Source organism: Streptomyces sp. PKA51 (assembly GCF_057552455.1).
Genome location: NZ_BAAJPZ010000003.1, coordinates 21,619 through 47,357, shown reverse-complemented (window position 1 = coordinate 47,357; position 25,739 = coordinate 21,619). Strand labels below are relative to the sequence as shown.

Sequence of the window (25,739 nt, the reverse complement as noted above, 5' to 3'; positions counted from 1 at the left end):
GACGGGTGGTCGGTCGCCTTCGCGCGGGCCGCGCCCCTCAGCACGGCCGGGTGCCGAGGCTACGGCGGGGCGCGGGTGGGCTGTCAACCGCGTCCCGCACTGTGAACGGCCCGTCTCACAGCGGCGGGACGGCGGTTGACGGCACAAGCGGATGCCTGCTCCACTTGCGCCATGCGCTCACGGCTGCGGCTGGTCACCCGGGACCACATCGACTTCGGTCGGGTGTGGTCCGCCTCCTGTACGGCTTCCTGCACGGGCTGACGCCGCCCCGCGCGGCGTCTCCCGCCGCCTTCGCGCCCGCGGCCCGTGGCCGCACCCCTCCCCTCGCTCTCCGCTGCGCGGTCAGCAACCGTCGCAGCAGCAGCCGTCGCAGCAATCGCAACCGTCACAGCAGTTGCAGCAATCGCAGCACCCGTCGCAACCGTTGCAGTCGCCTCCATCGCAGTTGTCACAGCACTTGGCGCACCAGCCCTCGCGCGGCTGCCCCGTCCAGGGGTCGTCGTAGGGGTCCTTGCAGCACACCTGGCACGAGCAGAACATGAGCGTCCACACCGCGCAGCCGGCGATCAGCCCGCGCCTGCGGCGCGGCGGCTGCGGCGGTGCGGGCGGCGGCGGCATCACCGGCGGCGGTCCGAACGCGGCCTCGGGGGTCGCCCCCTCGTGCCGTACGGCTCCCTCGTGTCGTACGGCACAGGTGCCGCCGGACGTCGTCCCGAACGCCCGGTCCACGGCCCGGTCCAGCTCGTGCGCCAGCAGCAGGTGCGCGAGCCGGCCCTGGCTCCTGCTCGCGAACTCCACGTCGCGCAGCGCGAGCCGCACGCCGTGCACCGCGTCGTCGCACAACCGCCGCACGTCCTCAAGTGCGGTGCCGGTGGCGGCGATGGGGTTCCACGCCCCGGTGCGGGCGTCCTCGGACAGGTCCTCCACGGCGTCCAGCAGGTGCGCGAGCCGGCCGAAGAGCCGGCCCGCCTCCTCCAGCGGCGCCCGGTTGCCCGGCCTGCCGGCCAGGACGGCGGTGTGGCCGAACGCGGCGGCGGTGGCGGTCTCCGTGGGCTCGGTGACGGCCAGCAGCGAGGTGCCCGGGCCGGCCAGCGCCTCCAGGCCGGACTGCCGCTCCACCGCCTCCACCAGGACGGCGGTGTCGAAGCCGAGTTCCGCTCCCGTACGGGCGCCCGCCCGATCCCAGCCGGCGGCGACGCGGCGCGCCGCCGCGGCGACGGGGCGGCGTGCCAACACGCCGTCGCCGTCGGCGACATGGTCGCGCATCTTGGCCGAGGCCAGGACGAGCGAGACCGCGGCGGCCAGCCTGGCCCCCTCGCCCTGGGCGACCGGCGCCGAACGCATGCCGCGCAGCGGGCAGGGCCCGGCCGTACGCCGCCACGAACCGGCGCCGCCGGGCGCGGGTGCCGCGGACTGGGCTTCGACGAGTACCGATATGACCAGACCGTCGTAGTTGGTTGCTATTCGAGCAAACTGACCGTGGTCGCCCCTGAGTGCCAGACACAAACCGCAAAGATGCGCCATCCACTCCGTCCGCATGCTCTCGGAGAGCCGGTGACGGCATGGCCTGATGATCCCGAACAAAACGTGCCCCCGTGTGTGGTGTCGATGCGCCCGGGCATCCTAGTCACCGGGGACAATCGTTCCGGGGCGGAGCCCGCTCGCCCGCACGATGCCGCATATGCCCAGGTCCAGCGCCTGCGGTCCACTCATAGGAGTTTCTGACGCACCGCCACCCGCTTTGCACCAGATGCGTCACGAAATCCCCGCATGGCCGCCATCCACTTGGCACATCATCCGCATCATGGACGACCATAGAGGAGCGGGCGGAACACACCGCGTGTGAGAGGAGGCGTCCATGGGATCGGTGCGCAAGGCGAGTGCCTGGCTTGGCCTCGTCGACGACAGCGATGACGAGGGCTACTACGGCGGCTACGAAGAGGATTCCGACGAGGGGCCCGGCGACTCCTGGGTGACCAACCCCAAGGTCCGGGTGGCCGACGAGGTCGCCCAGGAGCAGGGCACCCGCATCGCCACGGTCACCCCCGACGGATTCCGGGACGCCCGGGGCATCGGCGAGCTGTTCCGGGCCGGCGTACCGGTCATCGTCAACCTCACGAGCATGGAGCCCAGCGACGCCAAGCGGGTGGTGGACTTCGCCGCCGGACTGACCTTCGGCCTGCGCGGCTCGATCGAACGCGTGGCCAACCGGGTGTTCCTCCTCACCCCGGCCGACTACCAGGTCGTCAGCGGCGAGCCCGTGGGCCGCTCGAACGGCGGCTTCTTCAACCAGAGCTGAGGCGGCGGCAAAGCCGGCCGAGGGTCCGGGGGGTGCCCCCCGGGCGAGCACAGCAACCAGAGCTGAGGCGGCAAAGCCCGCCGGGGGTCCGAGGGGTGCCCCCCGGGCGAGCACGGCAACCGGAGCCGACCGGCTCTGAGGGGCAAGCCGCTCACCGGAACGCGTCGAGGCCGGTGAGCGCCTTGCCCAGCACCAGCTGGTGCATCTCCACGGTGCCCTCGTAGGTCAGCACCGACTCCAGGTTCGTCGCATGGCGCATGACGGGGTATTCGAGCGAGATCCCGTTGGCGCCGAGGATCGTCCGGGCGGTACGGCAGATCTCGATCGCCTCCCGCACGTTGTTGAGCTTGCCGAAGCTCACCTGCTCCGGCCGCAACCGCCCCGCGTCCATCCGCCGCCCCAGGTGGTGGGCCAGCAGGATCCCCTTGTGCAGCTCCACCGCCATGTCGGCCAGCTTGGCCTGCGTCAGCTGGAAGCCGCCGATGGGCCTGCCGAACTGCTCGCGCGTGCGCGCGTACTCCAGCGCCGTCTCGAAACAGGTGCGCGCGGCGCCCATCGCGCCCCACACGATCCCGTACCGGGCGTGGTTCAGGCAGCCCAGCGGGGCGCGCAGGCCGGTGGCCTCCGGCAGCACCGCGTCGGCCGGCAGCCGCACCTCGTCCAGCACCAGCTCGCTGGTGACCGAGGCGCGCAGCGACCACTTGTGCCGGATCTCCGGGGCCGAGAAGCCGGGGGTGCCGGCGGGTACGAGGAAGCCGCGGACGCCCTCGTCCGTGCGCGCCCAGACGACCGCCACGCCGGCCACCGAGCCGTTGGTGATCCACATCTTGCGGCCCGTCAGCACCCAGTCGCCGCCGGGGTCGCGCTTGGCGTACGTCCGCATGCCGCCCGGGTCCGAGCCGTGGTCCGGCTCGGTGAGCCCGAAGCAGCCGATCACCTCGCCGGTGGCCATGGCCGGCAGCCACTGCTGCTTCTGCTCCTCCGAGCCGAAGCGGTGGATCGCATACATCGCCAGGGAACCCTGGACGGACAGCAGGGAGCGGATGCCGGAGTCGGCGGCCTCGACCTCCAGGCAGGCCAGGCCGTACTGCACCGCGCTCGCCCCCGCGCAGCCGTGGCCGGTGAGCTGCATGCCGAGGGCGCCGAGGGCGCCGAGCTCACGGGCCAGTTCGCGGGCGGGGACCTCGCCGCGCTCGTACCACTCGGCGACGTGCGGCAGCACGCGCTCGCGGGCCCACTGCCGTACGGCGTCGCGGATGGCGCGGTCCTCGTCGCCGAGCAGGTCGTCGATCCCGAGCGGGTCGTGGGCGTCGAACACGAGGGCCTCCGGCGGATGCGGGCGTGATCTTCGAGTGCGCCGACGACGTTACGGCGCAGTAACCCACCCCGTCCAGTGCGGGTCCGCCCGCAGCGGGCCGAGCCCACCCCGCCCCGTCAGGGGCGCGGGGCAGTGGCGGATCACGCAGCGCCCCGTAGGGGCGCGGGGAACTGCGCGACAAGCCACGGCGTGCCCGCAGATGGGGGCTGTGCTTCGCCTGCGGGCCGTCGGTGGCCGATCGCGCAGTTCCCCGCGCCCCTACGGGGCGCCGTGGCGGCCGCGTGAGCGAAGATCCGCCGGGCAGGCCCTAGCCCTCGCGGGCCGCCGGCACCGGCGTCGACGTCGGCACCGGCGCCGCGCCGCAGTCCATCGCCCGCGGCAGCCGCAGCGCCGCCAGTGCACCGAGCAGCAGCAGCCCCGCGCTGACCGCCAGCGTCACATGCAGCCCGAAGACGAACGCGTCGCGCGCCGCCGCCCGCAGTGCGCCGCCCGCCGGTCCGCCCAGGCGGTCGGCGACGTCGTACGCCTCGCCGAGCGAGTGCCGGGCCGCCAGTCCGGCCGCCGACGGCACTCCCGGGACGGTGACGACGCCCGGTGCGTAGGCGGCGTTCATGACGCTGCCGAGCAGGGCGATGCCGATGCCGGCTCCGAGCTGGTAGGACGTCTCGCCGATCGCCGCCGCGCCGCCGGCGGATTCCGCGGGCGCCTCGCTGAGCATCGACTCGTACGCGCCGAACAGCGTCGTCTCCAGCCCGAAGCCGAGGACGACGAAGGCGGCGACGAGGGTGAGGGGCCGGTCGGTGCGGCCCATGGCGGTGAGCGAGAGCACGGCCATGGCCGTGAGCACGAAGCCGGCGCAGACCATGGTGCGCGGTCCGAAGCGCTGCAGGACGCGGGAGCCGGCGAGGCCGGCGGCCATGGCGGCCAGCGTCAGGGGCAGCAGGCGCAGTCCGGTCTGCAGGGGTGTCAGGCCGAGGACGAGCTGCAGGTACTGGGCGGCGATGAGTTCGAGGCCGACGAGGGCCAGCATGGCGAGCACGATGCAGCCGACCGAGGTGCCGAACGCGGGCCGGGCGAACATCGTGAGGTCGACCAGGGGGTGGGCGCGCCGCCGCTGTCGCCGGACGAACAGGACGAGGAGGGCGGCGCCGACGCCGGCCGGGACGACGGTGCCGAGCGAGAGGGCCTCGGGGCCGCCCACGTGCTTGACGCCGTAGACGACGCCGAAGAGGCCGAAGGCGGCCATGAGGGCGCCGAGGACGTCCCAGGGTCCGTCGCGTTCGCCGGTGGACTCCGGCAGGAGCCAGCGGCCGACGGGCAGGCTGACGATCATCAGCGGGACGTTGATGAGGAAGACGGAGCCCCACCAGAAGTGTTCGAGCAGGAAGCCGCCGAGCAGCGGTCCGACGGCGGCGCCGACGGCGGCGACGGCGCTCCAGACGCCGATGGCCAGGGCGCGCTCGCGCCGGTCGGGGAAGACCTGGCGGAGGATCGACAGCGTCGCCGGCATGATCATGGCGCCGCCGGCGCCGAGGAGGGCGCGGGCGGCGATGAGCACTTCGGGGGCGGTGGCGAGGGCGGCGAGCGCGGAGGCGATGCCGAAGAGGGCGTAGCCGAAGAGCAGCACGCGCCGGCGTCCGACCCGGTCGCCGAGGGTGCCGAAGAGGATCAGCAGCGAGGCGCACACGAGCGGGTAGACGTCGACGATCCACAGCAGCTGGATCGCGCCGGGCCGCAGGTCCTCGGTGACGGCCGGCACCGCGACGTGCAGGACGGTGGCGTCGACGGCGACCAGGAGCAGGCTGACGCAGAGGACGACGAGCACGGTCCAGCGGCCGGCGAGGGCGCCGCCGTGGTCGTCCGCGCGGCGGGAGCGCCGCTGCCGGGGAACGCCGACCGGCCGTCGGGGGCCGGCGGTGGTCGTCCCGGACATCCACACACCTCCGTGTCCTGCGCTCGCGGCCGCCGTGGGCCTGGGGTCGGGAAGAGCCCCGGCGGATGAGAGGGGCGAGTGAATCGACAGAGTACGCGAGGTCCTGCCGGATCCCACGTGGCGCCTCTCACGTCGTGGGGCACATCGCGCCGCCTGGGACAATCGATCGGTGAGTGATCTGCGTTCCCCGGTCGGACCGGCGTCCGGGCCGGCCCCGGCCGCCGTCCCCTCCTTGTCGCGCTCCGGCGCCGCGGCCGCCCTGCGCCGGGCGGCCGCGGCGCTGTGGCTGTACGCGGGGATCCGGGCGGTGGGCCTGGTGGCGCTGGTGCTGTGGGGGCTCGCGGACGACAAGGGTGCCCGCCATCTGCTCTCCGCGCGCTGGGACTCCATCTGGTACGCCCGAATAGCCGAGCAGGGGTACGGCTTCACGCTGCACCTGGCGGGCGGCAAGGTCCACTCCGACCTGGCGTTCTTCCCGCTGCTGCCGTGGCTGGAGCGGTTGGTCTCGTTTGTCTCGCCGCTGTCGGTCGCGGACGCGGGCCTGGTGGTGTCGGCCGTGGCCGGTCTGCTGGCCGCCTGGGGGATCTTCGCCGTCGGCGAGCTGCGGTACGGGCGCCGGGCGGGCCTGGCGCTGGTGGGTCTGTGGGCCGCGCTGCCGGTGGGCGTGGTGCAGTCGATGGCGTACTCGGAGTCGCTGTTCACGGCGCTGGCGGCGTGGAGTGTGTACTGCGTGCTGACCGGCCGGTGGGCGGGTGCGGGCGCCTTGGCGGCGCTGGCCGGGCTGACCCGGCCGGTGGGCGCGGCGGTGGTCGCGGCCGTGTGGCTGGGGGCGGCGCTGGAGCTGGTGCGGGCGCGCCGCGGGGAGCGCCGTACGCCCGTGGCCCGCGTCCTGGCCGGGGCGGCCCTGGCCCCGCTGGGCTGGCTGGGGTACGTCGCCTGGGTGGGGGCGCGCACCGGCAGCGTCACCGGCTACCTGGAGGTGCAGGGCGGTTGGGGCAACGGCTTCGACGGCGGCCTGGCCTTCGCCTCCTTCATCGGGGAACGGCTGGCGGGGCCCGCCTTCCCCGCGGGGCTGGCGCTGCTGGCGGGGGTCGTGCTGGTGGTGCTGCTGTATGTGAAGGGGGTGCGGCAGGGGCAGCCGCTGCCGCTGCTGGCGTACTCCGGCACGGTGGTGCTGCTGGCGCTCACCGCGAAGGGCTACTTCGGTTCCAAGCCGCGCCTGATGCTGCCCGCCTTTCCGCTGCTGCTGCCCCTCGCGGTGGCGCTGGCCCGGCTACGGACGGTGCGCGCGGTGGCGGTGGTGTCGGTCGTGACGCTGGTGTCGGCGGTCTACGGCGCGTTCTGGCTGCACGGTTCCGGCCCGCCATGATCGTAATTCGGCGGGCGGTGCGGAGCGGTCCGGCAAACGCCGGGGAACCCCTCGGTCAATCAGCGATAAACAGCTCGCCAGGGAAAGCAATTCAAGATTTCCCGGCCTTTGCCGAGCACCGTCCGGGGTTTCTTTAACTTTTTCTTATGCGGCTGTTCCAAACATGCCGGGCAGCACGATTGAGACGCATTCCACATCACATCGTCATCACAAAGCGGCTCGATCGGCCGGACCCTCCTGTCACGCAATGTAACGTCCATTGAGTGCGTACCAACGACGAGCTCGTCCCAGCGGAGGAGCACCCGACCGATGCCGTGCCGCCACGGATGACCCGGACCCGTCTGGGGATCTTCGTGGCGACCTCCGTGGTGTACGCGGCGATCGTGGTCGGTGTGCTCACCACGTCCTGGCCGGTGCGGTTCGACTGGCAGGTCATGCTCTTCCGGCCGTACAAGCAGTGGCCGGAGATCCACACCTTCCTGGACTACTTCGTGGTCCTGGGCCAGCGCGGACCGACCGCCGTGGCCGTGGCCGCCTGGCTGGGCTGGCGCACCTACAAGCTGCGCACGATGCGCCCGCTGCTGGTGCTGGGCACCTCGCTGCTGCTGCTCAACGCGACGGTGGGCGCGGCGAAGCTGGGCATGGGGCGGCTGGGCCCGCACTACGCCACCGCGGTCGGCTCGAACGAGATGTTCGCCGGCGGCGACATATTCCCCTCGGGCCACACCGCGAACGCCGTGGTCACCTGGGGTGTCCTGGCCTACCTGGCCACCACCCCCCGCGCGCGCCGCATCGCCTCGGTGAGCGCCGCGCTGCTCGCCCTCGGCGTGGGGATGACGACGGTCTACCTCGGTACGCACTGGATGAGCGACGTCACCCTGGGCTGGACGGCCGGCCTGCTGGTGCTGCTGGCCCTGCCCTGGTTCGAGCCGGCGATGGCGCGTGCCGACGTCTGGCTGCAGGAGGCCTGGCGCCGGCTGCGGGCCCGCCGCGTGGTGCCCGCGCTGCCGGTGGCGCTGCCGGCCGCCGCCGGCGTGTCGCTGGGCGGTCCGCGCAACCCGGCCGACGACGACCTCCCGGTCCGCGAACCGGTGGGCGCCGGCAGCCGCGCCGCGGCCCGGATCGCCGACGGCCGGCCGCACCTGCCGCCCCGGCCGCACACGGCCCGCTCCGAGCGCACGCCGGTCACCCCGACCGGCAGCCGCCGGCCGCCGCACGCCGACCGCCTGCCGCGCACCCCGCCGGTCCCGGCCGCCGGCCGCGGCCGCGCCGGCACCTGACGGCCCGCCGGGCCGCAGCCACCCGCCCGCACACGGTACGCACACAACGCCGAAGGCGGCCCCGGACGGACGTCCCGGGGCCGCCTTCGGCGTCTCAGCCCTTCCAGGAGCGCCGTACGACGCCGTCCTCGACCTCGAAGTTCAGCCGGCCCGCCCGGTACTCCATGGTGATGATCGCGCCCGGTGGCAGGGTCCGCACGTCCGTCCAGCCGCGCTCGCGGGCCCGCTCGGCGGCCGGGCCGGCGGGCAGACCGGTGTAGCCCTCGGGGTCGTCGTCGGGGTCCTTCGGAAGGTTCGTCAGGGGTGCCATGACAGCCACCGTAGGTGGCGGCGGACGGGTGCGGTAGGCGGGGTCCGTCCCGGCCGGACGCGCCACTGGTCACACTTCTGTCACAGACAACTCAGGGGAGTTTGCCCGGCCCGCATCACCCGTACGGGCCTTCCCTTTTCCTTCCCGGAGCCTCCACATAAACCCGCCGGGCAATTCACCGGGCCCTTCCGGAAGGATGGTCGCCGACCGCCGGGAGGGCCCGCCGGAATTCCCGTTCCGGGGACCGCTCCGGGGAATGATCGAATCGAATTCCGGGCTCCGGTCCGCCGACGGCTCCACGGCATTCGGAATTTGACGCTCCGGCAGCCGTGCGGGGCGCCTTGCCACCGAGGCACTCTCGCGCCGCGCCCGCGACACGAGCATCATGGCGGGTGCCCGGAGCCCAGTGGGAACGAGACAGCAGGGGGCACGGATGGGGACCGACACCGCGCAGGCCGCGGCCGGCCCGGCCCGGCCGGCCAGGCAGCGCACTCCCGGACGCATGGTGGTCGACTGGCTGACCACCACCGACCACAAGAAGATCGGCAATCTCTACCTGATCACGTCGTTCGGCTTCTTCCTCGTCGCGGGGCTGCTGGCGATGCTGATGCGCGCCGAGCTGGCCCGGCCGGGGCTGCAGCTGGTGACCAACGAACAGTTCAACGAGGCCTTCACCGCACATGGCACGATCATGCTGCTGCTGTTCGCCACCCCGGCCTTCGCGGGCTTCGCCAACGCCATCATGCCGCTGCAGATCGGCTCCCCGGACGTGGCCTTCCCCCGCCTGAACATGTTCGCCTACTGGCTCTACCTCTTCGGCGGGCTGATCGTGGTGGCCAGCCTGCTGATGCCCGAGGGCGGCGCGGCGTTCGGCTGGACCGCGTACGCGCCGCTGAGCAGCGACGCCCGCTCGCCGGGGCTGGGCAGCGACATGTGGATCATGGGCCTGGCGCTGTCCGGCTTCGGCACGATCCTCGGCGCGGTGAACTTCCTGACCACCATCATCGGCATGCGGGCGCCCGGCATGACGATGTTCCGGATGCCGATCTTCACCTGGAACGTGCTGTTCACCTCGGTGCTGATCCTGGTGGCCTTCCCCGTGCTGGCCGCGGCCCTGCTCGTGCTGGAGGCCGACCGCCGCTTCGGCGCCCAGGTCTTCGAGGCCCACAACGGCGGGGCGCTGCTGTGGCAGCACCTCTTCTGGTTCTTCGGCCACCCCGAGGTCTACATCATCGCCCTGCCGTTCTTCGGCATCATCTCGGAGATCATCCCCGTCTTCAGCCGCAAACCGATCTTCGGCTACGGGTCGCTGATCGCGGCGACCATCTGCATCACGGGGCTGTCGCTGGTCGTCTGGGCCCACCACATGTTCGCCACCGGGGCGGTGCTGCTGCCCTTCTTCTCCTTCATGTCCTTCCTCATCGCCGTGCCGACGGGCGTGAAGTTCTTCAACTGGATCGGCACCATGTGGCACGGCTCCGTGTCCTTCGAAGGACCGATGCTGTGGGCCGTGGGCTTCCTCGTCAGCTTCCTCTTCGGCGGCCTGACGGGCGTGATCCTCGCCTCGCCGCCCCTGGACTTCCACGTCACCGACACGTACTTCGTCGTCGCCCACTTCCACTACGTGGTCTTCGGCACGGTGGTCTTCGCGACGTTCGCGGGCTTCTACTTCTGGTGGCCCAAGCTGACGGGGAAGATGCTCGACGAGCGGCTGGCGAAGATGCACTTCTGGACGCTCTTCACGGGCTTCCACCTGACCTTCCTCGTGCAGCACTGGCTGGGCGCCGAGGGCATGCCGCGCCGCTACGCCGACTACCTGGCGGCCGACGGCTTCACGGCGCTGAACACGGTCTCGTCGATCGGCGCGTTCCTGCTGGGCCTGTCGACGCTGCCGTTCCTGTACAACGTCTGGAAGACGGCGAAGCACGGCAGGAAGGTGGAGGTCGACGACCCCTGGGGCTTCGGCCGCTCCCTGGAGTGGGCCACCTCCTGCCCGCCTCCGCGGCACAACTTCGTGACGCTGCCGCGCATCCGGTCGGAGTCCCCGGCGTTCGACCTCCACCACCCCGAGACGGTGCGCGCCACGGAAACGCCGGCGCCGGCGCCGTGACGGGGGCGGTTGCTCACCCCACCGGGGGGCGTTCCTCCACCTTCACCGAAAGGTCGTTGTCACACGTGTAGTACGGGCTCGCCTGGGCAGGGGCACCAGTGGTGGAGAGGCTCCGCGCCGGGTAGACGAAAACGTGGCGCTTGTCGGCGACGTCGTCCAACAGCCGGGCTATCCGCACCTCCTCGCCCGCCTCCCGAACCAGCCACAGGTCCCACACGTCCGTCCCGCCCCGCCAGTGCTCCCCCAGGGCCGCCCACGGCAGCACCGCCGAGAAGTCCGCGCGGTCCTGCTCCTCGCCCACCGTGACAGGAGCCCCGACGCGGACGGCGGGATCGCGCCGCAGACGGGCCTCGACGGCCGCGCCGGCGAGCCACGCCGGCGCGTCCTCCACCCGGTACAGCGTGCCGCACACCGTCAGCCCGCCCTCCCCCACGTGCACGTCGCCCGCTTCCGCGTGCGGCCCGCGCAGCCAGCTGCGCAGCGAGAGATTGCCGTGCTTGGTGGCGTACGGGATGCGCACCGCGAGCGGCGAGATGCTGGGCCCGGGGCGGCGGTCGACGAGCGAGCGCAGGTCGGCAAGGCCCGGCAGCAGCCGGCGCGGTGGCTCCTCGCCGCTGGCCACGTGCACGTCCCAGCGGCCCTCGGGCAGGGCGACCGTGCTGGGCAGGACGGCCCGCAGCCGGCCCGCGCCGGCGGGGGCGAGCGGCAGCAGGACGTCCGCCGACTCGTCCTCGGCGCCGCGCGGGCGCAGGACGAGCGCTCCCGACCAGTGCGCGGTGGCGTCGGTGCCGTGCGGCGCGTCGAGGTCGAAGGTCAGTCCGCCCGCGGAGTCCGCGATGCAGTCGGCGCTGGGGTTCCCCGCGTCGAAGGCCGGGGCAGGGGCAGACACGATGGTGAACTCCTCAGTCGTGGAGGTCGGTTTCATGCGGCACGCGCCTTCCGCAGGGCGGAGCGGCCCCGGTCCTTGGCCCGGAAGGCACCGCTGAGCAGGGCACCGCGGGTGCGGTGCAGGGAGCCGCGCAGGCCACCGCGCGTGAGCAGGCCGGTGAAGAGGGCCTCGTAGCGCTCGGCGATGCGGCAGGGGTCGAAGCGGGCGGAGGCGGCGAGCGCCGCGGCGCCCATGGCACGGCGCAGGTCGTCGTCGTCGATGAGCCGCAACAGTCCGGCCGCGACGGCGTCGGGTCCGCCGACGGGCACGAGCAGGCCGTCGGTCCCGTCGTCGATGATCTCGCCGGGGCCGTGCGGGCAGTCGGTGGCCACGACGGGCAGCCCGCAGCGCATGGCCTCGACGATGGTCAGGCCGAAGGACTCCAGGCTGGAGGTGACGACCCCGATGGAGCCCTTGACCCACTCGGGCTCCATCGGGGTGACCGCGCCCATGAGGTAGACGTGGTTGTACAGGCCGAGGTCCTCGATCAGGGCGCGCAGCCGGGCCCGTTCGGCACCGGCGCCGTAGATGCGCAGCCGCCAGTCGGGGCGCCGGGCGACGACCTGGGCGAAGGCGCGGATCAGGACGTCGTAGCGCTTGGCGGGGGCGAGCCGGCCGGCGGCGACGACCCATTTGCCGCTGCCGTCGGCGGGGGCGAGCGCAGGGGCGGACACCCCGTTGGGCACGGCCTCGACGTGCACGCCGGGCAGCCGCATCAGCCGGCGGTAGGTGCGGGCGTCGGCCTCGGTGACGGTGGTGACGGCGTCCAGGCGCGGGTAGTGGGCGCGCAGGACGCGCTTGAGCGCCGCGGAGTGGGTGCCGAGCGTGAGGTGCTCCTGGCCGACGCGGACCGGCCCGCGGCGGGCCTGCCGGGCGATGTGCACATTGAGGCCGGGCCGGGTGCCGACCACCACGTCGCAGTCCAGGCCCCGCAGATGCTCGGCGATGCGCCGGTCGGTCAGCGTGCTGTACTGCCGGTAGCGGCCCTCGGCGCAGGGGAAGACCTCGGCGGGGCGCCCGTGGTCGGGGTGGTCGCCCTCGTAGGCGGGCCCACCGCGGCGCAGATCCACCAGGTGACGCAGCCGTACCGCGGCGGCGGGGGCGAACAGGGGCTGCTCTCGGTGGCGGAAGACGGAGACGATCTCCACGTCGTGCTGCTCGGCGAGGACGCCCGCCAGCGTGTACGTGGTGCGGACCGTGCCGCCGATCGCGTACGCGTTGTGGATCAGGAAGGAGATGCGCATTCGTCCTCACGCAGCCGTGTGCGCGGACCGTCCTGTCCCGGTCCGCCTCTGCTGAGAGGTTAGACCGCGGGCGACCACCGGGGGTTGGCATTGATCGCCAAGTCGTGCCCCAAGCGATGACGAATCGGTAGGTGCAACGGGAACTTTTCCGGGGCGTGACCCAGGCCATGGATCTCCCGTTGTCTCCTTACGAGCCGGGATGCGCCCGGTTCGCCTGACGCGTTCGTTACATCGGATTTTCGATACCCAAGTTCGAGGAGCACCTGTGCCGCGCATGCTCGAAGTCAGCGACGAGGTACGCGCCGAGATCGGCGACGAGGAAGCGGAGCGACTGCTGGGCGGCAACAACGCCCCGGACGTCTACGACTGCACCTCCTGCCGCACCCCCGGCAATTCGGAGCACATGCCCACCAGCACCGTGCTCTTCGTGGGCGAGGAGACGGCGGTGCTGGCCTTCGCGCACGCCAGTTGCATCCCCTCGCAGGTGGTGCCCGTCTCCGAGGAGCAGTTGCAGGGCGCGGTGGCCTCCATCCAGGCCGGCAACGGCCCCGGGACCGTCGAGGCCGAGGTGCCCCTGCAGGCCGAACTCGGCGTGACCAGCGGCCTGGTGCTGATCGGTGGCGAGGTGCACCCGGCCCTGGTCGTCGAGCCCCTGACCGCCATCGCCCGCCCCGGCACCACCGGACCCGTCGACGTCTTCCTGGACCTGCTCACCGAGCAGGGCTTCCGGCCCGTCACCGACGTCGAGCAGGTGCCGGCGCCGCTGCCGGGCTGGTCGGTGCTGCTGGCCATGGGCCGGCTGCACGCGGTGCTGCAGCCGCCGGCGGCCGGGTCCGCGCCCCAGGCGTGGTGGCAGGCGCACCAGGCGATGCAGGTGGCCGACGAGTGGCGGGCGGCGGTCAACAAGACCGGCCGGGTGGTGGTCTTCGCCGCGCCCGTGGGCTCGATCGGCGCGCAGCCGCGGGAGGACCTGCTGCGCGAGGCCCTGGACCGGGCGGCGGCGGCCGGGCGCCTGGTGGGTGCGACGATGCCGCTCGCGGGCACATGAGCGGCGACCACCGGCCCGTGCCGTACGTGCCGTACCCCGCCGGTATGGTCCCGGCCGCCCATTCGCGTCCCGGACCGCATCCGTCGGCCCTCGGGGTCGTTGGCAGGGATGTGTACTCATACGAACCAGCCCGGTCCTCGTACCCGCACCCCATCCCCGGCATGCGGCCACCCCGCGACGCCTACGCGGAGAGCCACACCGCATCGGTGACCCCGATCTACGACGCCCTCTGCGCCGAGTACCGCCGTTCGTTCCGCGCGCTGCCCGGGGACCGATCGGGCGAGGAGGAGCTGGCGTTCAAGGCCTTCGGCCCGCACCGGGGCGGGTACGGCCCCGCCGGCCAGCTCACCGGCCCGGCCCCGTACCACGGGCCGTCCGGCTACAACCCGGCCTGGGACTCGTACCACCACGGCCGGCCGCGCGCGGCCCTGCCGGCGCTGCCGCCGGGCGGCGGCCAGCGCGACGGCGGCTACTAGCGCCCCGGGCGCGCAAGCGGCCCCGGACCCGCGGGCGGGGTCCAGGGCCGTCGGAGGGGTCCTTACTTCTTGCGGCCGCGCTTCTCGCGCACGCGCACCGAGATGTGGATGGGCGTGCCCTCGAAGCCGAACTCCTCGCGCAGGCGGCGCTCGACGAAGCGGCGGTAGCCCGCCTCCAGGAAGCCGGAGGCGAAGAGCACGAAGCGCGGGGGCTTGGTGCCCGCCTGGGTGCCGAAGAGGATGCGGGGCTGCTTGCCACCGCGGATCGGGTGCGGGTGGGCCGCGACGAGCTCACCGAGGAAGGCGTTCAGGCGCCCGGTCGGTACCCGCGTCTCCCAGCCCGCCAGCGCCGTCTCGATCGCCGGGACCAGCTTCTCCATGTGCCGGCCCGTCTGCGCCGAGACGTTCACCCGCGGGGCCCAGGAGATCTGCTGCAGCTCCGTCTCGATCTCGCGCTCGAGGTAGTAGCGGCGCTCCTCGTCGAGGGTGTCCCACTTGTTGTAGGCGATGACCATGGCGCGGCCGGCCTCGACGGCCATGGTGATGATGCGCTGGTCCTGGACGGAGATGCTCTCGCTGGCGTCGATGAGGACGACGGCGACCTCCGCCTTCTCCACCGCGGCCGCGGTGCGCAGGGAGGCGTAGTAGTCGGCGCCCTCCTGCAGGTGGACGCGCTTGCGGATGCCGGCGGTGTCGACGAACTTCCAGGTCTTGCCACCGAGCTCGATCAGCTCGTCGACCGGGTCGCGGGTGGTGCCGGCCAGCTCGTTGACGACGACGCGCTCCTCGCCCGCGACCTTGTTCAGCAGGGAGGACTTGCCGACGTTGGGGCGGCCGATCAGCGCGACGCGGCGGGGGCCGCCGACGGCGTTGCCGAAGGTCTGCGCGGGGGCCTCGGGCAGGGCCTTGAGGACCTCGTCGAGCATGTCGCCGGTGCCACGGCCGTGCAGCGCGGAGACGGGCATGGGCTCGCCCAGGCCCAGCGACCACAGCATGGCGGCGTCCGCCTCGCCGGAGGGGCCGTCGACCTTGTTGGCGCACAGCACGACGGGCTTGCCGGCCCGGCGCAGCAGCTTGACCACGGCCTCGTCGGTGTCGGTGGCGCCGACGGTGGCGTCCACGACGAAGACGACCGCGTCGGCGGCCTCGATGGCGTACTCGGCCTGGGCGGCGACGGAGGCGTCGATGCCGAGGACGTCCTGCTCCCAGCCGCCGGTGTCGACGACCTTGAAGCGGCGGCCGGCCCACTCGGCCTCGTAGGTGACGCGGTCGCGGGTGACGCCGGGGCGGTCCTCGACGACGGCCTCGCGGCGGCCGATGATGCGGTTCACCAGGGTCGACTTGCCCACGTTGGGGCGGCCGACGACGGCGAGCACCGGCAGCGGGCCGTGGCCGGCCTCGCCGAGCGCGCCCTCGACCTCCTCGGCGTCGAAGCCCTCCTGCGCCGCGAGCTCCATGAACTCCGCGTACTCGGCGTCGCCAAGCTCACCGTGCTCGTCGCCGGTGTGGATCTGGTCGTCCATGAAGTCCGTTCCTCGTTCTTCTTCATCGGCGGACCCTTACGGCCCGCTACTCAAGTCTCGTTCAGCGGCCGGTGAGCCGCTTGGCGTCCGCCAGGTGGGCGGCGAGGCGCTGCTGGATGCGGACGGTCGCCTCGTCCAGCGCCCTGCGGGTACGGCGGCCGGTGCCGTCGCCGGCCTCGAAGGGGTCACCGAAGACCACGTCGACGCCGCTGCGCAGCGGCGGCAGCGCCGCTATGGCCCGGCCCCTGCGCTCGGCGCTGCCGAGGACCGCCACGGGCACGATCGGCGCCCCCGAGCGCAGCGCGAAGTACGCCAGGCCCCCGCGCAGGGCGGCGAAGTCGCCCTCGCCCCGGGTGCCCTCGGGGAAGATGCCCAGCACGCCGTCCTGCTCCAGGACCTCCAGGGCGCGGGTGACCGCGGTGCGGTCGGCGCCCGAGCGGTCCACCTCCAGCTGACCGATGGCGCGCAGGAAGGCGCCCAGGGGGCCGACGAAGGCCTCCTTCTTGATCAGGAAGTGCACCGGCCGGGGCGCGGTGCCCATCAGCATCGGCCCGTCGATGTTGTGGGAGTGGTTGACGGCCAGGATGCAGGGGCCCGCGGCGGGCACCCGCCAGGCGCCCAGCACGCGCGGCTTCCACAGCCCGTACATCAGGCCGATGCCGATCCGCCGCCCGACGGCGGCACCGGTGCCGCTCACGCGGACCGCTTCTCTGCGCCCTCGGTCGCGCTCCGCCTCGACTCCGCTCCGGCCGAGTGCCCCTCCCTCGTACCTCGGTCGGGACCCTCGACCTGCGCTGCATCTCGGCTGCGTCGCTCCTCGACGAGCGTGACCACGCACTCGATGACCTGCTCCAGCGTGAGGTCGGTGGTGTCCACCTCGACGGCGTCGGCGGCCTTGGCCAGCGGGGAGGTCCTGCGGCCGGAGTCGGCGGCGTCCCGCTTGATCAGGGCGGCCTGCGTGGCGGCCAGGTCGGCGGCCTCCTTGCCCTTGAGCTCGCCGCTGCGGCGGGCCGCGCGGGCCTCGGGCGAGGCGGTGAGGAAGATCTTGAGGTCGGCGTCGGGCAGGACGGTGGTGCCGATGTCCCGGCCCTCGACGACGATGCCGTGCGGGGCCTCGGCGGCGATGGCGCGCTGCAGCTCGGTCAGCCGGGTGCGCACCTCCGGCACCGCGCTGACCGCGCTGACGGCGGCGGTCACGCGCTGGGTGCGGATCGGGCCCGCGGCGTCCTCGCCGTCGACGGTGATCGTCGGGGCGGACGGGTCCGTACCGGAGACGAGCACGGGCTTGCCCGCGGCCTGGGCCACGGCGGCGGCGTCGTCGACGTCGATGCCGTTGGCCAGCATCCACCAGGTGATCGCCCGGTACTGGGCGCCGGTGTCCAGGTAGCGCAGGCCCAGCTTGGCGGCCACGGCCCTGGAGGTGCTGGACTTGCCCGTGCCGGAGGGGCCGTCGATGCCGACGACGACAGCGGCCGGGGCGGTCCGGGCGGCGGTTTCCACGGTGTCGGACACCTTCCTCGTGCACGGGGTGGTCGATGGTGAGCCCTTCGGTGGGCTCACACAAGGTTACTGGCTCGCCGGACCACCCCGCGCAGCCGCTGCCGCGCTACTGGCGCACCGACCAGCCGCGGTCCCGCAGCGTGGCCGACAGCGGGGCCACCGCGCCGGGCTCGACCATCAGCTGGATCAGACCCGACTGCTGGCCGGTGGCGTGCTCGATGCGGACGTCCTCGATGTTGATGCCCGCCCGGCCGGCGTCGGCGAAGATCCGTGCCAGCTCGCCCGGCTGGTCGCCGATGAGCACCGTGACGGTCTCGTACGTGGCCGGGGCCGCGCCGTGCTTGCCCGGCACCCGGGCCCGCCCGCTGTTGCCGCGCCGCAGCACGCCCTCGATGCCGGCGGCGCCGTCCAGGCGCTTGTCCTCGTCGGCGGAGTCCAGGGCGCGCAGGGCCCGTACGGCCTCGTCCAGGTCGCCGGCGACGGCGGCCAGCACATCGGCGACGGGGCCGGGGTTGGCGGAGAGGATGTCGACCCACATGCGCGGGTCGGAGGCGGCGATGCGGGTGACGTCCCGGATGCCCTGGCCGCACAGCCGCACCGCCGTCTCGTCGGCGTCCTCCAGCCGGGCCGCGACCAGGCTGGAGACCAGCTGCGGGGTGTGCGAGACCAGCGCGACGGCCCGGTCGTGGGCGTCCGCGTCCATCACCACGGGCACCGCGCGGCAGAAGGAGACCAGCTCCAGGGCGACGTTGAGGACCTCGGTGTCGGTGTCGTGGGTGGGCGTGAGCACCCACGGCCGGCCCTCGAAGAGGTCGGCGCTCGCGGCCATCGGCCCCGAGCGCTCCCGGCCCGCCATCGGATGGGTGCCCAGGTAGCGGCCCAGGTCGCAGCCCAGGGCCGTCAGCTCGCGGCGCGGGCCGCCCTTGACGCTCGCGACGTCGAGGTAGGCGCGGGCCACGCCGTCGCCGATCGCCTCGGCCAGGGTCGCGGCGACGTGCGCCGGCGGCACGGCGACGATCGCGAGGTCCACCGGCCCCTCGGGTGCCTGGTCCGTGCCGGCGCCGCGCGCGGCCGCCGTCCGGGCCTGGGCGGGGTCGTGGTCCCTCAGGTGCACCTGGACGCCCCGGGCGGCCAGGGCGAGGGCGGCGGAGGTGCCGATCAGTCCGGTTCCGATGACAAGCGCGGTTCTCACGCCGCCCAGCCTAGTCGGGTAGAAACGAGCCATGATCTTTCACGTGGTCCCGCTGGACGACTGGCTGGCCGTGCCCGACCGCCCCTACTCCCCCGCCTCCCTGGCCGACGAGGGCTTCGTCCACTGCTCGCCGGACGAGGCGACCACGCTGGCCGTGGCGACGGCGTTCTACCGCGAGGTGCCGGGCCCGCTCATGGTCCTGCTCATCGACGAGCACAAACTCGGCGTCCTCGTCCGCTGGGAGGCCGCCGACCCCGCCCCGCCCCCCGGCGTCGCCCCCGGCACCCTCTTCCCGCACGTCTACGGCCGCATCGCGCGCGACGCGGTGGACGGGATGATGGAGATCCAGCGCGACGCGGAGGGCCGGGCGACGGGGCTGGTGGTGTGGTCGTGACTGGGGGCCGCACCCTCGTCGAGCAGCACACGATCTACTCGTGCGTGATGGGCTCACGTGCCTTCGGCCTGGCGACGGAGGCCAGCGACACCGACCGGCGCGGGGTGTTCGTGGCCCCCACCCCGATGTTCTGGGGCCTGACCAAGCCGCCCACGCACGTGGAGGGGCCCGAGGAGGAACGCTTCTCGTGGGAGCTGGAACGCTTCTGCGAGCTGGCCCTGCGGGCCAACCCCAACGCGCTCGAGGTCCTCCACTCCCCGCTGGTGGAGTACGCGGACGCCACGGGCCGCGAGCTGCTGGAGCTGCGCGGGGCGTTCCTCTCCCGGCGGGCCCACCGGAGCTTCGCGGGCTACGCGCAGGCCCAGCACCGCAGACTCCGCTCGGAGGCACCCCGCTGGAAGCCGGCCATGCACATGCTGCGGCTGCTCACCTCGTGCCGCGAGCTGCTGCGCACCGGGACGCTGACGCCGGACGTGGGGGCGGAGCGGGAGCGCTTCCTGGCCGTACGGCACGGACAGGTGCCGTGGGACCGCGTGGAGGCGTGGGCGACGCGCCTGTTCGAGGAGTGCGAGGAGGCGCTGCCCGGCAGTCCCCTGCCGCAGGAGCCGGACACGGCGCGCGTGGCGGACTTCCTCATACGGGTGCGCCGCGCGTCGGCGGGGTGAGCGCGCCTGCGGCCGGTCCGGGGGTGGGGCCCCCGGACCGGCCGGGCGCAGGGCCTGCTACAGGTCGACCTCGCGCATCAGCATGCCGACCTCGGTGTTCGTCAGGCGGCGCAGCCAGCCCGACTTCTGGTCGCCCAGGGCGATGGGGCCGAAGGAGGTGCGGACCAGCTTCTCGACCGGGAAGCCCGCCTCCGCCAGCATGCGGCGGACGATGTGCTTGCGGCCCTCGTGGAGGGTGACCTCCACCAGGTAGTTCTTGCCGGTCTGCTGGATGACGCGGAAGTTGTCCGCGCGGGCGTAGCCGTCCTCCAGCTGGATGCCGCTCTTGAGCTGCTTGCCGATGTCGCGCGGCAGCGGGCCGGTGATGGCGGCCAGGTAGGTCTTCTGGACGCCGTAGCGCGGGTGGGTGAGGCGGTGGGCCAGCTCGCCGTGGTTGGTGAGCAGGATGATGCCCTCGGTCTCCGTGTCGAGGCGGCCGACGTGGAAGAGCCGGGTCTCGCGGTTGGTGACGTAGTCGCCGAGGCACTGGCGGCCGTCGGGGTCCTCCATGGTGGAGACGACGCCGGCGGGCTTGTTCAGGGCGAAGAACAGGTACGACTGGGTGGCCACGGTCAGGCCGTCGACCTTGATCTCGTCCTTCTCGGGGTCGACGCGCAGGCCCTGCTCGGTGACGATGCGCCCGTTGACCTCGACGCGGGCCATCTCGATCAGCTCTTCGCAGGCGCGGCGCGAGCCCATGCCGGCCCGGGCCAGCACCTTCTGCAGGCGCTCGCCCTCCTGCTCGGCGCCGGGGAAGGTCTTGGGCGTCTTCACCTGCGGCTTGTTGTGCCGCTCCCGGTTGCGCTCCTCGATCTTGGCGTCGAGCTCGCGCGGGCGGGCGGGGGCGTAGCCGTGGCCGCGGGCGGGCCCGCTGCTGCGGCCGCCGGAGCCGGCCGTGGAGCTGCGCCTGGGGCCGCCCTTGGCGCCGCCGCGGGCCGCCTCGCCGCGGCCGCCGGTGCGGCCGCTGGTGGCACCGCCCCGGGTGCGCTCGGCGTCGGGACCCACGTCGTAGCGGCGCTCCTCGGGGCGCGGACGGCGCGGACGCTCCTGCTGCCGGTCGTCACGACGGTCGTCACGACGGTCCCCGCCGCGACCGCCGTCGTAACGCCCGCCCTCGGAGCGGCCGCCGTAGCCGCCGCCGGAGCGGCCGCCGCTCTCGGGGCGCCCGCCGCCGGAACGGCCGCCGCCCGCGCGCCCGCCACCGGACCCCGGACGGGGGGACCCTCCTCGGGCACCCCGGTTGTCCCGGTTGCCGCTTCCGCTGTTCCTGCCGCTGCTTCGCATCAAAGTTCCGTCTTGTCGTCTGCGTCGTGGTCCGGGGCGTCCGGGTCGAAGGACGGGACTCCCTCCGGGGAGTCGCCCTCGACGGCTTCCGCCTCGGGGAGGAACGGGGCGAGCTCGGGAAGCTCTTCCAGGCCGCGCAGGCCCATCCGCTCCAGAAAGTAATTCGTCGTCCTGTACAGGATCGCACCTGTTTCGGGTTCCGTCCCCGCCTCCTCCACCAGACCGCGCTGCAGGAGGGTGCGCATCACGCCGTCGCAGTTGACCCCGCGCACCGCCGAGACCCTCGAACGGCTGACCGGCTGACGGTACGCGACGACGGCCAGGGTCTCCAGTGCGGCCTGGGTCAGCCGGGCCTGCTGGCCGTCCAGGACGAAGGCCTCCACGGCCGGCGCGTACGCGGCCCGGGTGAAGAAGCGCCAGCCCCCGGCGACCTCGCGCAGGTCGAAGCCGCGGCCCTGGGCCGCGTACTCGTCCGCCAGCTCGCGCAGGGCGTCGGCGACCTCACGCCGCGTGCGCTCGAGGACCTTCGCCAGGTGCTCCTCGGTGGCCGGCTCGTCGACGACCATGAGCACGGCCTCCAGGGCCGGCTTGAGCGCCAGTGGGGGTGCCTCGTACGTCTGCTCGCTCATGCCTTCTCCTCCTCCGGCTCCGGGTCCGGCTCGCGGTCGAACTCGTCCGTCACCACCGGTGCCGCGTCCTGCGCGCCCGTCCAGCGGACGGTGAGCGTCCCCAGGGCCTCGCCCTGGTCCAGGGCGACGGCGCGCTCGCGGTAGAGCTCCAGCAGGGCCAGGAAGCGCGCGACGACGGTCAGGGTGTCGGGGGCGTCCTCGGTGAGCGCGGCGAAGGTCGCCTCCCCGGCGGCGCGCAGCCGGGTGACCACCACCTCGGCCTGCTCGCGGACGCTGACGAGCGGGGCGTGGATGTGGTCGACGTACACCTGGGGCGCGGGCTTGGGCTGCATGGCCTTGACGGCCAGCTCCGCCAGGCGCGCGGGGCCGATGCCGAGGACGACCTCGGGCAGCAGCTCGGCGTGCTGCGGCTCCAGGCCGACGGTACGGGGGTGGCGCAGGTCCTCGTGCGCCAGCCGCTCGCAGAAGATCTCGGCGATGCGCTTGTACGCGCGGTACTGCAGGAGCCGGGCGAACAGCAGGTCGCGGGCCTCCAGCAGGGCGAGGTCCGCCTCGTCCTCCACCTCCGCGGCCGGCAGCAGCCGGGCGGCCTTGAGGTCGAGCAGGGTGGCGGCGACGACCAGGAACTCGGTGATCTCGTCGAGGTCGAAGCCCTCGCCCATGGCCCTGACGTGCGCCATGAACTCGTCGGTGACCTTGGACAGCGCGACCTCGGTGACGTCCAGCTTGTGCTTGGAGATCAGCTGCAGCAGCAGGTCGAAGGGCCCCTCGAAGTTCTCCAGCCGCACCCTGAACCGACCCCCCTCGGCCTCCGCCTCGGCCGGACCGGCTCCGTCCGGGGCGGCCGGGGCCGGGGCCGGGGCGGCGGGCGCGGGCTGCGGGGTGGCGAGGGGGCTGTCCTCCTCGTGGGGGCCGCCCTCGTCGTGGTCGGTGCCGGCAGGCGTCGGGATGCCGGGGCCGCGGCCCAGGTGGCGGCGGGCCGGGTGGGGGGCGGCTGCGGGCATGGAGGGTTCCAGGGGAGGGGGCGCGGTGTACGGCCCGAGGCTAGCGCGGCGGGGTGGGTCAGCGGCCGCGCAGGCGTCGTACGAGGATGCTCGCGTCGCCGCGCGACTCCAGGTCGGCCAGGACGACGGCGACGGCCTCCCGGACGATGCGGCCGCGGTCGACGGCGAGCCCGTGCTCGCCGCGCAGCACCAGCCGGGCATGTTCGAGGTCCATGAGCTCCTCGGCGGAGACATAGACGGTGATCTTCTCGTCGTGGCGTTCGCGCCCGCTGGGCCGGCGGCCGGCGGCGCGGCCGCGGCGCTTGGCGGGGGCGGCGGCGGGCGTGCCGTCGTTGCGGGTGGGGGCGGGGCGCCGTTCGGTGTCCTGTTCCTGGCCGGTGCCGGCCGCTGCCGCGGCCGGCGCGGCGGGGGCCGGCCGGTCGCCGTCGGGCGCGTCGCCCGGTCCCGGCACGCGGGGCGGCGTCTCGCCGTTGGCCTTGCGGCGCGGGCTGGAGGACTGCAGTCCCATGCCGCCCGTGGTGCGGAACAGCTCGTCGGCGCCGGGCAGGCTCACTCGGCGTGACAACGGGCGAGCACCTCCCTGGCCAGCTGACGGTACGCGGCGGCGCCGACGGAGTTGGAGGCGTACGTGGTGATGGGCTCGCCGGCGACCGTGGTCTCGGGGAAGCGGACGGTGCGTCCGATGACCGTGTGGTAGACGTGGTCGTCGAACGCCTCGACGACGCGCGCGAGCACCTCGCGGCTGTGCACGGTGCGCGAGTCGTACATGGTGGCGAGGATGCCGTCGAGCTCCAGCTCGGGGTTGAGCCGCTCCTGGACCTTCTCGATGGTCTCGGTGAGCAGGGCCACGCCGCGCAGGGCGAAGAATTCGCACTCCAGCGGCACGATCACCTTGTGAGCGGCCGTCAGGGCGTTGACGGTGAGCAGGCCGAGCGAGGGCTGACAGTCGATCACGATGTAGTCGTAGTCGGCCATCAGGGGCTTGAGGGCGCGCTGCAGCGTGGACTCGCGGGCGACCTCGCTGACGAGCTGGACCTCGGCCGCTGACAAATCGATATTGCTGGGAAGCAGGTCCATGTTGGGCACGGCCGTCTTCAGCAGCACCTCGTCGGCCGACATGCCCCGCTCCATGAGCAGGTTGTAGACCGTCAGGTCGAGCTCCATGGGGTTGACCCCGAGGCCGACCGAGAGCGCGCCCTGCGGGTCGAAGTCGACGAGCAGGACCCGGCGGCCGTATTCGGCGAGCGCCGCGCCCAGGTTGATGGTCGAGGTGGTCTTGCCCACCCCGCCCTTCTGGTTGCACATGGCAATGATCTTGGCCGGGCCGTGGTCGGCCAGCGGTCCGGGGATCGGGAAGTAGGGCAGGGGCCGCCCGGTGGGGCCGATGCGCTCGCGGCGCTGCCGGGCCGCGTCGGGGGCGAGGGTGGCCGCGTACTCGGGGTCGGGCTCGTACTCGGCGTCGGGGTCGTAGAAGTGACCGTCCGGCAGTTCCTCGTAGTCGGCGAGGCTGGTGGGCTCCATGGCGCCCGTGTCGCCGGCCATGGCGTTCACGTGTTGACCGTCCATGCTCTGGTGGGCTGTCGTCGTGCTCTGGATGTTCTGGTGCGCTGCGAAGGTCTGGACGGCGACGGAGCCGACAGCGTGGAGTCCCACGGGACTCGGGCCCTGCGCAAGCGTTCCTGGGTGACCACCCCCGGGAGCAAATGTCGACTCATTCACAAGTCGTCCTACCTCCTTGGTGACCAGGAAACATCTAGATAGGTCAGCGTGACACCATGCCGACGGTTGGCGACTCTATGGCGTGTCGGCGGTCCGCAGCAACACAATCCGCCGGAGACGGCACGATGTGTCGGCAATCGAACACCCTTCTGTCAAGGGTCTACGGCGGATAACCCGGAAGAATCACGGGCGGGTCAAAGCATGGCGAAACACCCCGGCCGGGCCTTGCGCGAACAAGGCCCGGCCGGGTAAGTGACTGCGTTCGGCGCGCGGTTGGCGTCAGCCCAGCAGGGTGTTCAGCTCGACGTGCGCAAGGCTGTGCGCCTCGGCGACCGGGCCGTAGACGACCTGACCCTCGTGCACGTTGAGGCCCTTGGCCAGCGCGGCGTCACGACGCAGCGCCTCCTGCCAGCCGAGGTTCGCCAGCTGCACGATGTAGGGCAGCGTGGCGTTGGTCAGCGCGTAGGTGGAGGTGTTGGGCACCGCACCCGGCATGTTGGCGACGCAGTAGAAGACGGACTCGTGGACCGTGAAGGTCGGCTCCGCGTGGGTGGTGGGACGGGAGTCCTCGAAGCAGCCGCCCTGGTCGATGGCAATGTCGACAAGGACACTTCCGGGCTTCATCTTGGCGACGAGCTCGTTGGTGACCAGCTTGGGGGCCTTGGCGCCCGGGATCAGGACGGCGCCGATGACGAGGTCGGCCTCGACGACGGCCTTCTCCAGCTCGTAGGCGTTGGAGACGATCGTCTGCACCTTGGTGCCGAAGACCTTGTCGGCCTCGCGGAGCTTGTTGATGTCCTTGTCCAGCAGGGTGACGTGGAAGCCCATGCCGATGGCGATCTGGGCGGCGTTCCAGCCGGAGACGCCACCGCCGATGACGACGGCCTTGCCGGCGTGGGTGCCCGGGACGCCGCCCGGCAGCACGCCGCGGCCGCCGGCCGAGCGCATCAGGTGGTAGGCGCCGACCTGCGGGGCCAGCCGGCCCGCGACCTCGGACATCGGGGCGAGCAGCGGCAGCGCGCGGTTGGCGAGCTCGACGGTCTCGTACGCGATGGCGGTGGTGCCGGACTCCAGCAGGGCGTCGGTGCACTCGCGGGAGGCGGCCAGGTGCAGGTAGGTGAAGAGGGTCTGGCCCTTGCGCATGCGGTGGTACTCCTCCGCAATGGGCTCCTTGACCTTCAGCAGCAGGTCCGCGGTGGCCCAGACCTCGTCGGCGCTGTCGAGGATCGTCGCACCGGCACCGACGTACTCGGCGTCGGTGATGGAGGAGCCGAGACCGGCGCCCTTCTCGATGACGACCTGGTGGCCGTTGCGCACCAGCTCGAGCACGCCCGCGGGGGTGATGGCCACGCGGTATTCGTTGTTCTTGACCTCGCGGGGGATGCCGACCTTCACGTCGATCACGGTCCTTGAATCAGAGAATGACAGGCTATTCCCGATATGCCGGGCATACCAGGGCAGACCGCGTCGGTCGC

General features: G+C 73.1%; 24 protein-coding genes. 8 read left to right on the top strand and 16 right to left on the bottom strand.

Annotated elements, in window-relative coordinates:
- Positions 1 to 342: 342 nt before the first annotated feature.
- Entirely contained in the window at positions 343 to 1,584 is a 1,242-nt protein-coding gene (locus AC27L3_RS05275) for a DUF5685 family protein (protein ID WP_487232850.1), read from the bottom strand.
- 274 nt (positions 1,585 to 1,858) lie between these two features.
- Between AC27L3_RS05275 and AC27L3_RS05270 the strand changes: the two genes are divergently transcribed.
- Entirely contained in the window at positions 1,859 to 2,299 is a 441-nt protein-coding gene (locus tag AC27L3_RS05270) for a cell division protein SepF (RefSeq protein ID WP_344438067.1), read from the top strand.
- Between the two features lie 151 nt (positions 2,300 to 2,450).
- On the opposite strand, the gene AC27L3_RS05265 is transcribed toward AC27L3_RS05270, so the two are convergent.
- A complete protein-coding gene (locus tag AC27L3_RS05265) occupies positions 2,451 to 3,617 on the bottom strand; it encodes an acyl-CoA dehydrogenase family protein (RefSeq protein WP_487232849.1) in 1,167 nt (388 codons plus the stop codon).
- A 307-nt stretch (positions 3,618 to 3,924) separates the two neighbouring features.
- Positions 3,925 to 5,550, bottom strand: a complete 1,626-nt coding sequence (locus AC27L3_RS05260; protein WP_487232848.1) for an MFS transporter — start codon at positions 5,548 to 5,550, stop codon at positions 3,925 to 3,927.
- Positions 5,551 to 5,719: 169 nt separating this feature from the next.
- Between AC27L3_RS05260 and AC27L3_RS05255 the strand changes: the two genes are divergently transcribed.
- Positions 5,720 to 6,919 (top strand): glycosyltransferase family 39 protein, encoded by a 1,200-nt coding sequence (locus AC27L3_RS05255; RefSeq protein WP_487232847.1) that lies wholly within the window; start codon positions 5,720 to 5,722, stop codon positions 6,917 to 6,919.
- Between the two features lie 263 nt (positions 6,920 to 7,182).
- Complete coding sequence (locus AC27L3_RS05250; protein ID WP_487232846.1) at positions 7,183 to 8,199, top strand: phosphatase PAP2 family protein; 1,017 nt, start codon at positions 7,183 to 7,185, stop codon at positions 8,197 to 8,199.
- Between the two features lie 94 nt (positions 8,200 to 8,293).
- Here the strand turns inward: AC27L3_RS05250 and AC27L3_RS05245 are convergent, their stop codons facing one another.
- Positions 8,294 to 8,509: an I78 family peptidase inhibitor gene (locus tag AC27L3_RS05245; protein ID WP_344438076.1), complete on the bottom strand. Its 216-nt coding sequence runs from the start codon at positions 8,507 to 8,509 to the stop codon at positions 8,294 to 8,296.
- A gap of 433 nt (positions 8,510 to 8,942) precedes the next feature.
- On the opposite strand from AC27L3_RS05245, the gene ctaD reads away from it, so the two are divergent.
- Complete coding sequence (ctaD, locus tag AC27L3_RS05240; RefSeq protein ID WP_487232845.1) at positions 8,943 to 10,619, top strand: aa3-type cytochrome oxidase subunit I; 1,677 nt, start codon at positions 8,943 to 8,945, stop codon at positions 10,617 to 10,619.
- Between the two features lie 13 nt (positions 10,620 to 10,632).
- Here the strand turns inward: ctaD and AC27L3_RS05235 are convergent, their stop codons facing one another.
- Positions 10,633 to 11,508, bottom strand: a complete 876-nt coding sequence (locus AC27L3_RS05235; protein WP_487232844.1) for a hypothetical protein — start codon at positions 11,506 to 11,508, stop codon at positions 10,633 to 10,635.
- A 32-nt stretch (positions 11,509 to 11,540) separates the two neighbouring features.
- Entirely contained in the window at positions 11,541 to 12,791 is a 1,251-nt protein-coding gene (locus AC27L3_RS05230) for a glycosyltransferase (protein ID WP_487232843.1), read from the bottom strand.
- A 265-nt stretch (positions 12,792 to 13,056) separates the two neighbouring features.
- Between AC27L3_RS05230 and AC27L3_RS05225 the strand changes: the two genes are divergently transcribed.
- Positions 13,057 to 13,839, top strand: a complete 783-nt coding sequence (locus AC27L3_RS05225) for a hypothetical protein (RefSeq protein WP_487232842.1) — start codon at positions 13,057 to 13,059, stop codon at positions 13,837 to 13,839.
- 161 nt (positions 13,840 to 14,000) lie between these two features.
- Positions 14,001 to 14,315: a hypothetical protein gene (locus AC27L3_RS05220; RefSeq protein ID WP_487232841.1), complete on the top strand. Its 315-nt coding sequence runs from the start codon at positions 14,001 to 14,003 to the stop codon at positions 14,313 to 14,315.
- A 62-nt stretch (positions 14,316 to 14,377) separates the two neighbouring features.
- On the opposite strand, the gene der is transcribed toward AC27L3_RS05220, so the two are convergent.
- The 4 genes from der to AC27L3_RS05200 all read right to left on the bottom strand — a co-directional run bounded on the left by der (position 14,378) and on the right by AC27L3_RS05200 (position 18,530).
- Positions 14,378 to 15,838 (bottom strand): ribosome biogenesis GTPase Der, encoded by a 1,461-nt coding sequence (gene der / locus AC27L3_RS05215; RefSeq protein WP_487232840.1) that lies wholly within the window; start codon positions 15,836 to 15,838, stop codon positions 14,378 to 14,380.
- 61 nt (positions 15,839 to 15,899) lie between these two features.
- On the bottom strand, positions 15,900 to 16,487 hold the full coding sequence (locus AC27L3_RS05210; protein ID WP_487233166.1) for a lysophospholipid acyltransferase family protein: 588 nt from the start codon (positions 16,485 to 16,487) through the stop codon (positions 15,900 to 15,902).
- Positions 16,488 to 16,531: 44 nt separating this feature from the next.
- On the bottom strand, positions 16,532 to 17,350 hold the full coding sequence (gene cmk, locus AC27L3_RS05205; RefSeq protein ID WP_487232839.1) for a (d)CMP kinase: 819 nt from the start codon (positions 17,348 to 17,350) through the stop codon (positions 16,532 to 16,534).
- Positions 17,351 to 17,444: 94 nt separating this feature from the next.
- Entirely contained in the window at positions 17,445 to 18,530 is a 1,086-nt protein-coding gene (locus tag AC27L3_RS05200) for a prephenate dehydrogenase (protein ID WP_487232838.1), read from the bottom strand.
- A 31-nt stretch (positions 18,531 to 18,561) separates the two neighbouring features.
- On the opposite strand from AC27L3_RS05200, the gene AC27L3_RS05195 reads away from it, so the two are divergent.
- Together AC27L3_RS05195 and AC27L3_RS05190 are read left to right on the top strand one after the other, a co-directional pair.
- Positions 18,562 to 18,924, top strand: a complete 363-nt coding sequence (locus tag AC27L3_RS05195; RefSeq protein WP_487232837.1) for a DUF952 domain-containing protein — start codon at positions 18,562 to 18,564, stop codon at positions 18,922 to 18,924.
- Entirely contained in the window at positions 18,915 to 19,589 is a 675-nt protein-coding gene (locus tag AC27L3_RS05190) for a nucleotidyltransferase domain-containing protein (protein ID WP_487232836.1), read from the top strand. Before AC27L3_RS05195 ends, AC27L3_RS05190 begins: the two co-directional genes overlap by 10 nt.
- 57 nt (positions 19,590 to 19,646) lie before the next feature.
- On the opposite strand, the gene AC27L3_RS05185 is transcribed toward AC27L3_RS05190, so the two are convergent.
- The 6 genes from AC27L3_RS05185 to ald form a co-directional block, all read right to left on the bottom strand.
- On the bottom strand, positions 19,647 to 20,912 hold the full coding sequence (locus AC27L3_RS05185) for a pseudouridine synthase (RefSeq protein ID WP_487232835.1): 1,266 nt from the start codon (positions 20,910 to 20,912) through the stop codon (positions 19,647 to 19,649).
- Positions 20,912 to 21,541 carry an SMC-Scp complex subunit ScpB gene (scpB, locus tag AC27L3_RS05180; RefSeq protein WP_487232834.1) on the bottom strand — a complete coding sequence of 210 codons (630 nt, stop codon included), beginning with the start codon at positions 21,539 to 21,541 and terminating at the stop codon, positions 20,912 to 20,914. Before scpB ends, AC27L3_RS05185 begins: the two co-directional genes overlap by 1 nt.
- Positions 21,538 to 22,545 carry a segregation and condensation protein A gene (locus AC27L3_RS05175; protein WP_487232833.1) on the bottom strand — a complete coding sequence of 336 codons (1,008 nt, stop codon included), beginning with the start codon at positions 22,543 to 22,545 and terminating at the stop codon, positions 21,538 to 21,540. The genes scpB and AC27L3_RS05175 overlap by 4 nt, the downstream gene beginning before the upstream one ends.
- Before the next feature lie 58 nt (positions 22,546 to 22,603).
- Entirely contained in the window at positions 22,604 to 23,110 is a 507-nt protein-coding gene (locus AC27L3_RS05170; protein ID WP_487232832.1) for a hypothetical protein, read from the bottom strand.
- Entirely contained in the window at positions 23,095 to 24,264 is a 1,170-nt protein-coding gene (locus tag AC27L3_RS05165; protein ID WP_344440087.1) for a ParA family protein, read from the bottom strand. The genes AC27L3_RS05170 and AC27L3_RS05165 overlap by 16 nt, the downstream gene beginning before the upstream one ends.
- 279 nt (positions 24,265 to 24,543) lie before the next feature.
- Positions 24,544 to 25,659: an alanine dehydrogenase gene (ald, locus tag AC27L3_RS05160; RefSeq protein ID WP_487233165.1), complete on the bottom strand. Its 1,116-nt coding sequence runs from the start codon at positions 25,657 to 25,659 to the stop codon at positions 24,544 to 24,546.
- Between the last annotated feature and the right edge of the window lie 80 nt (positions 25,660 to 25,739).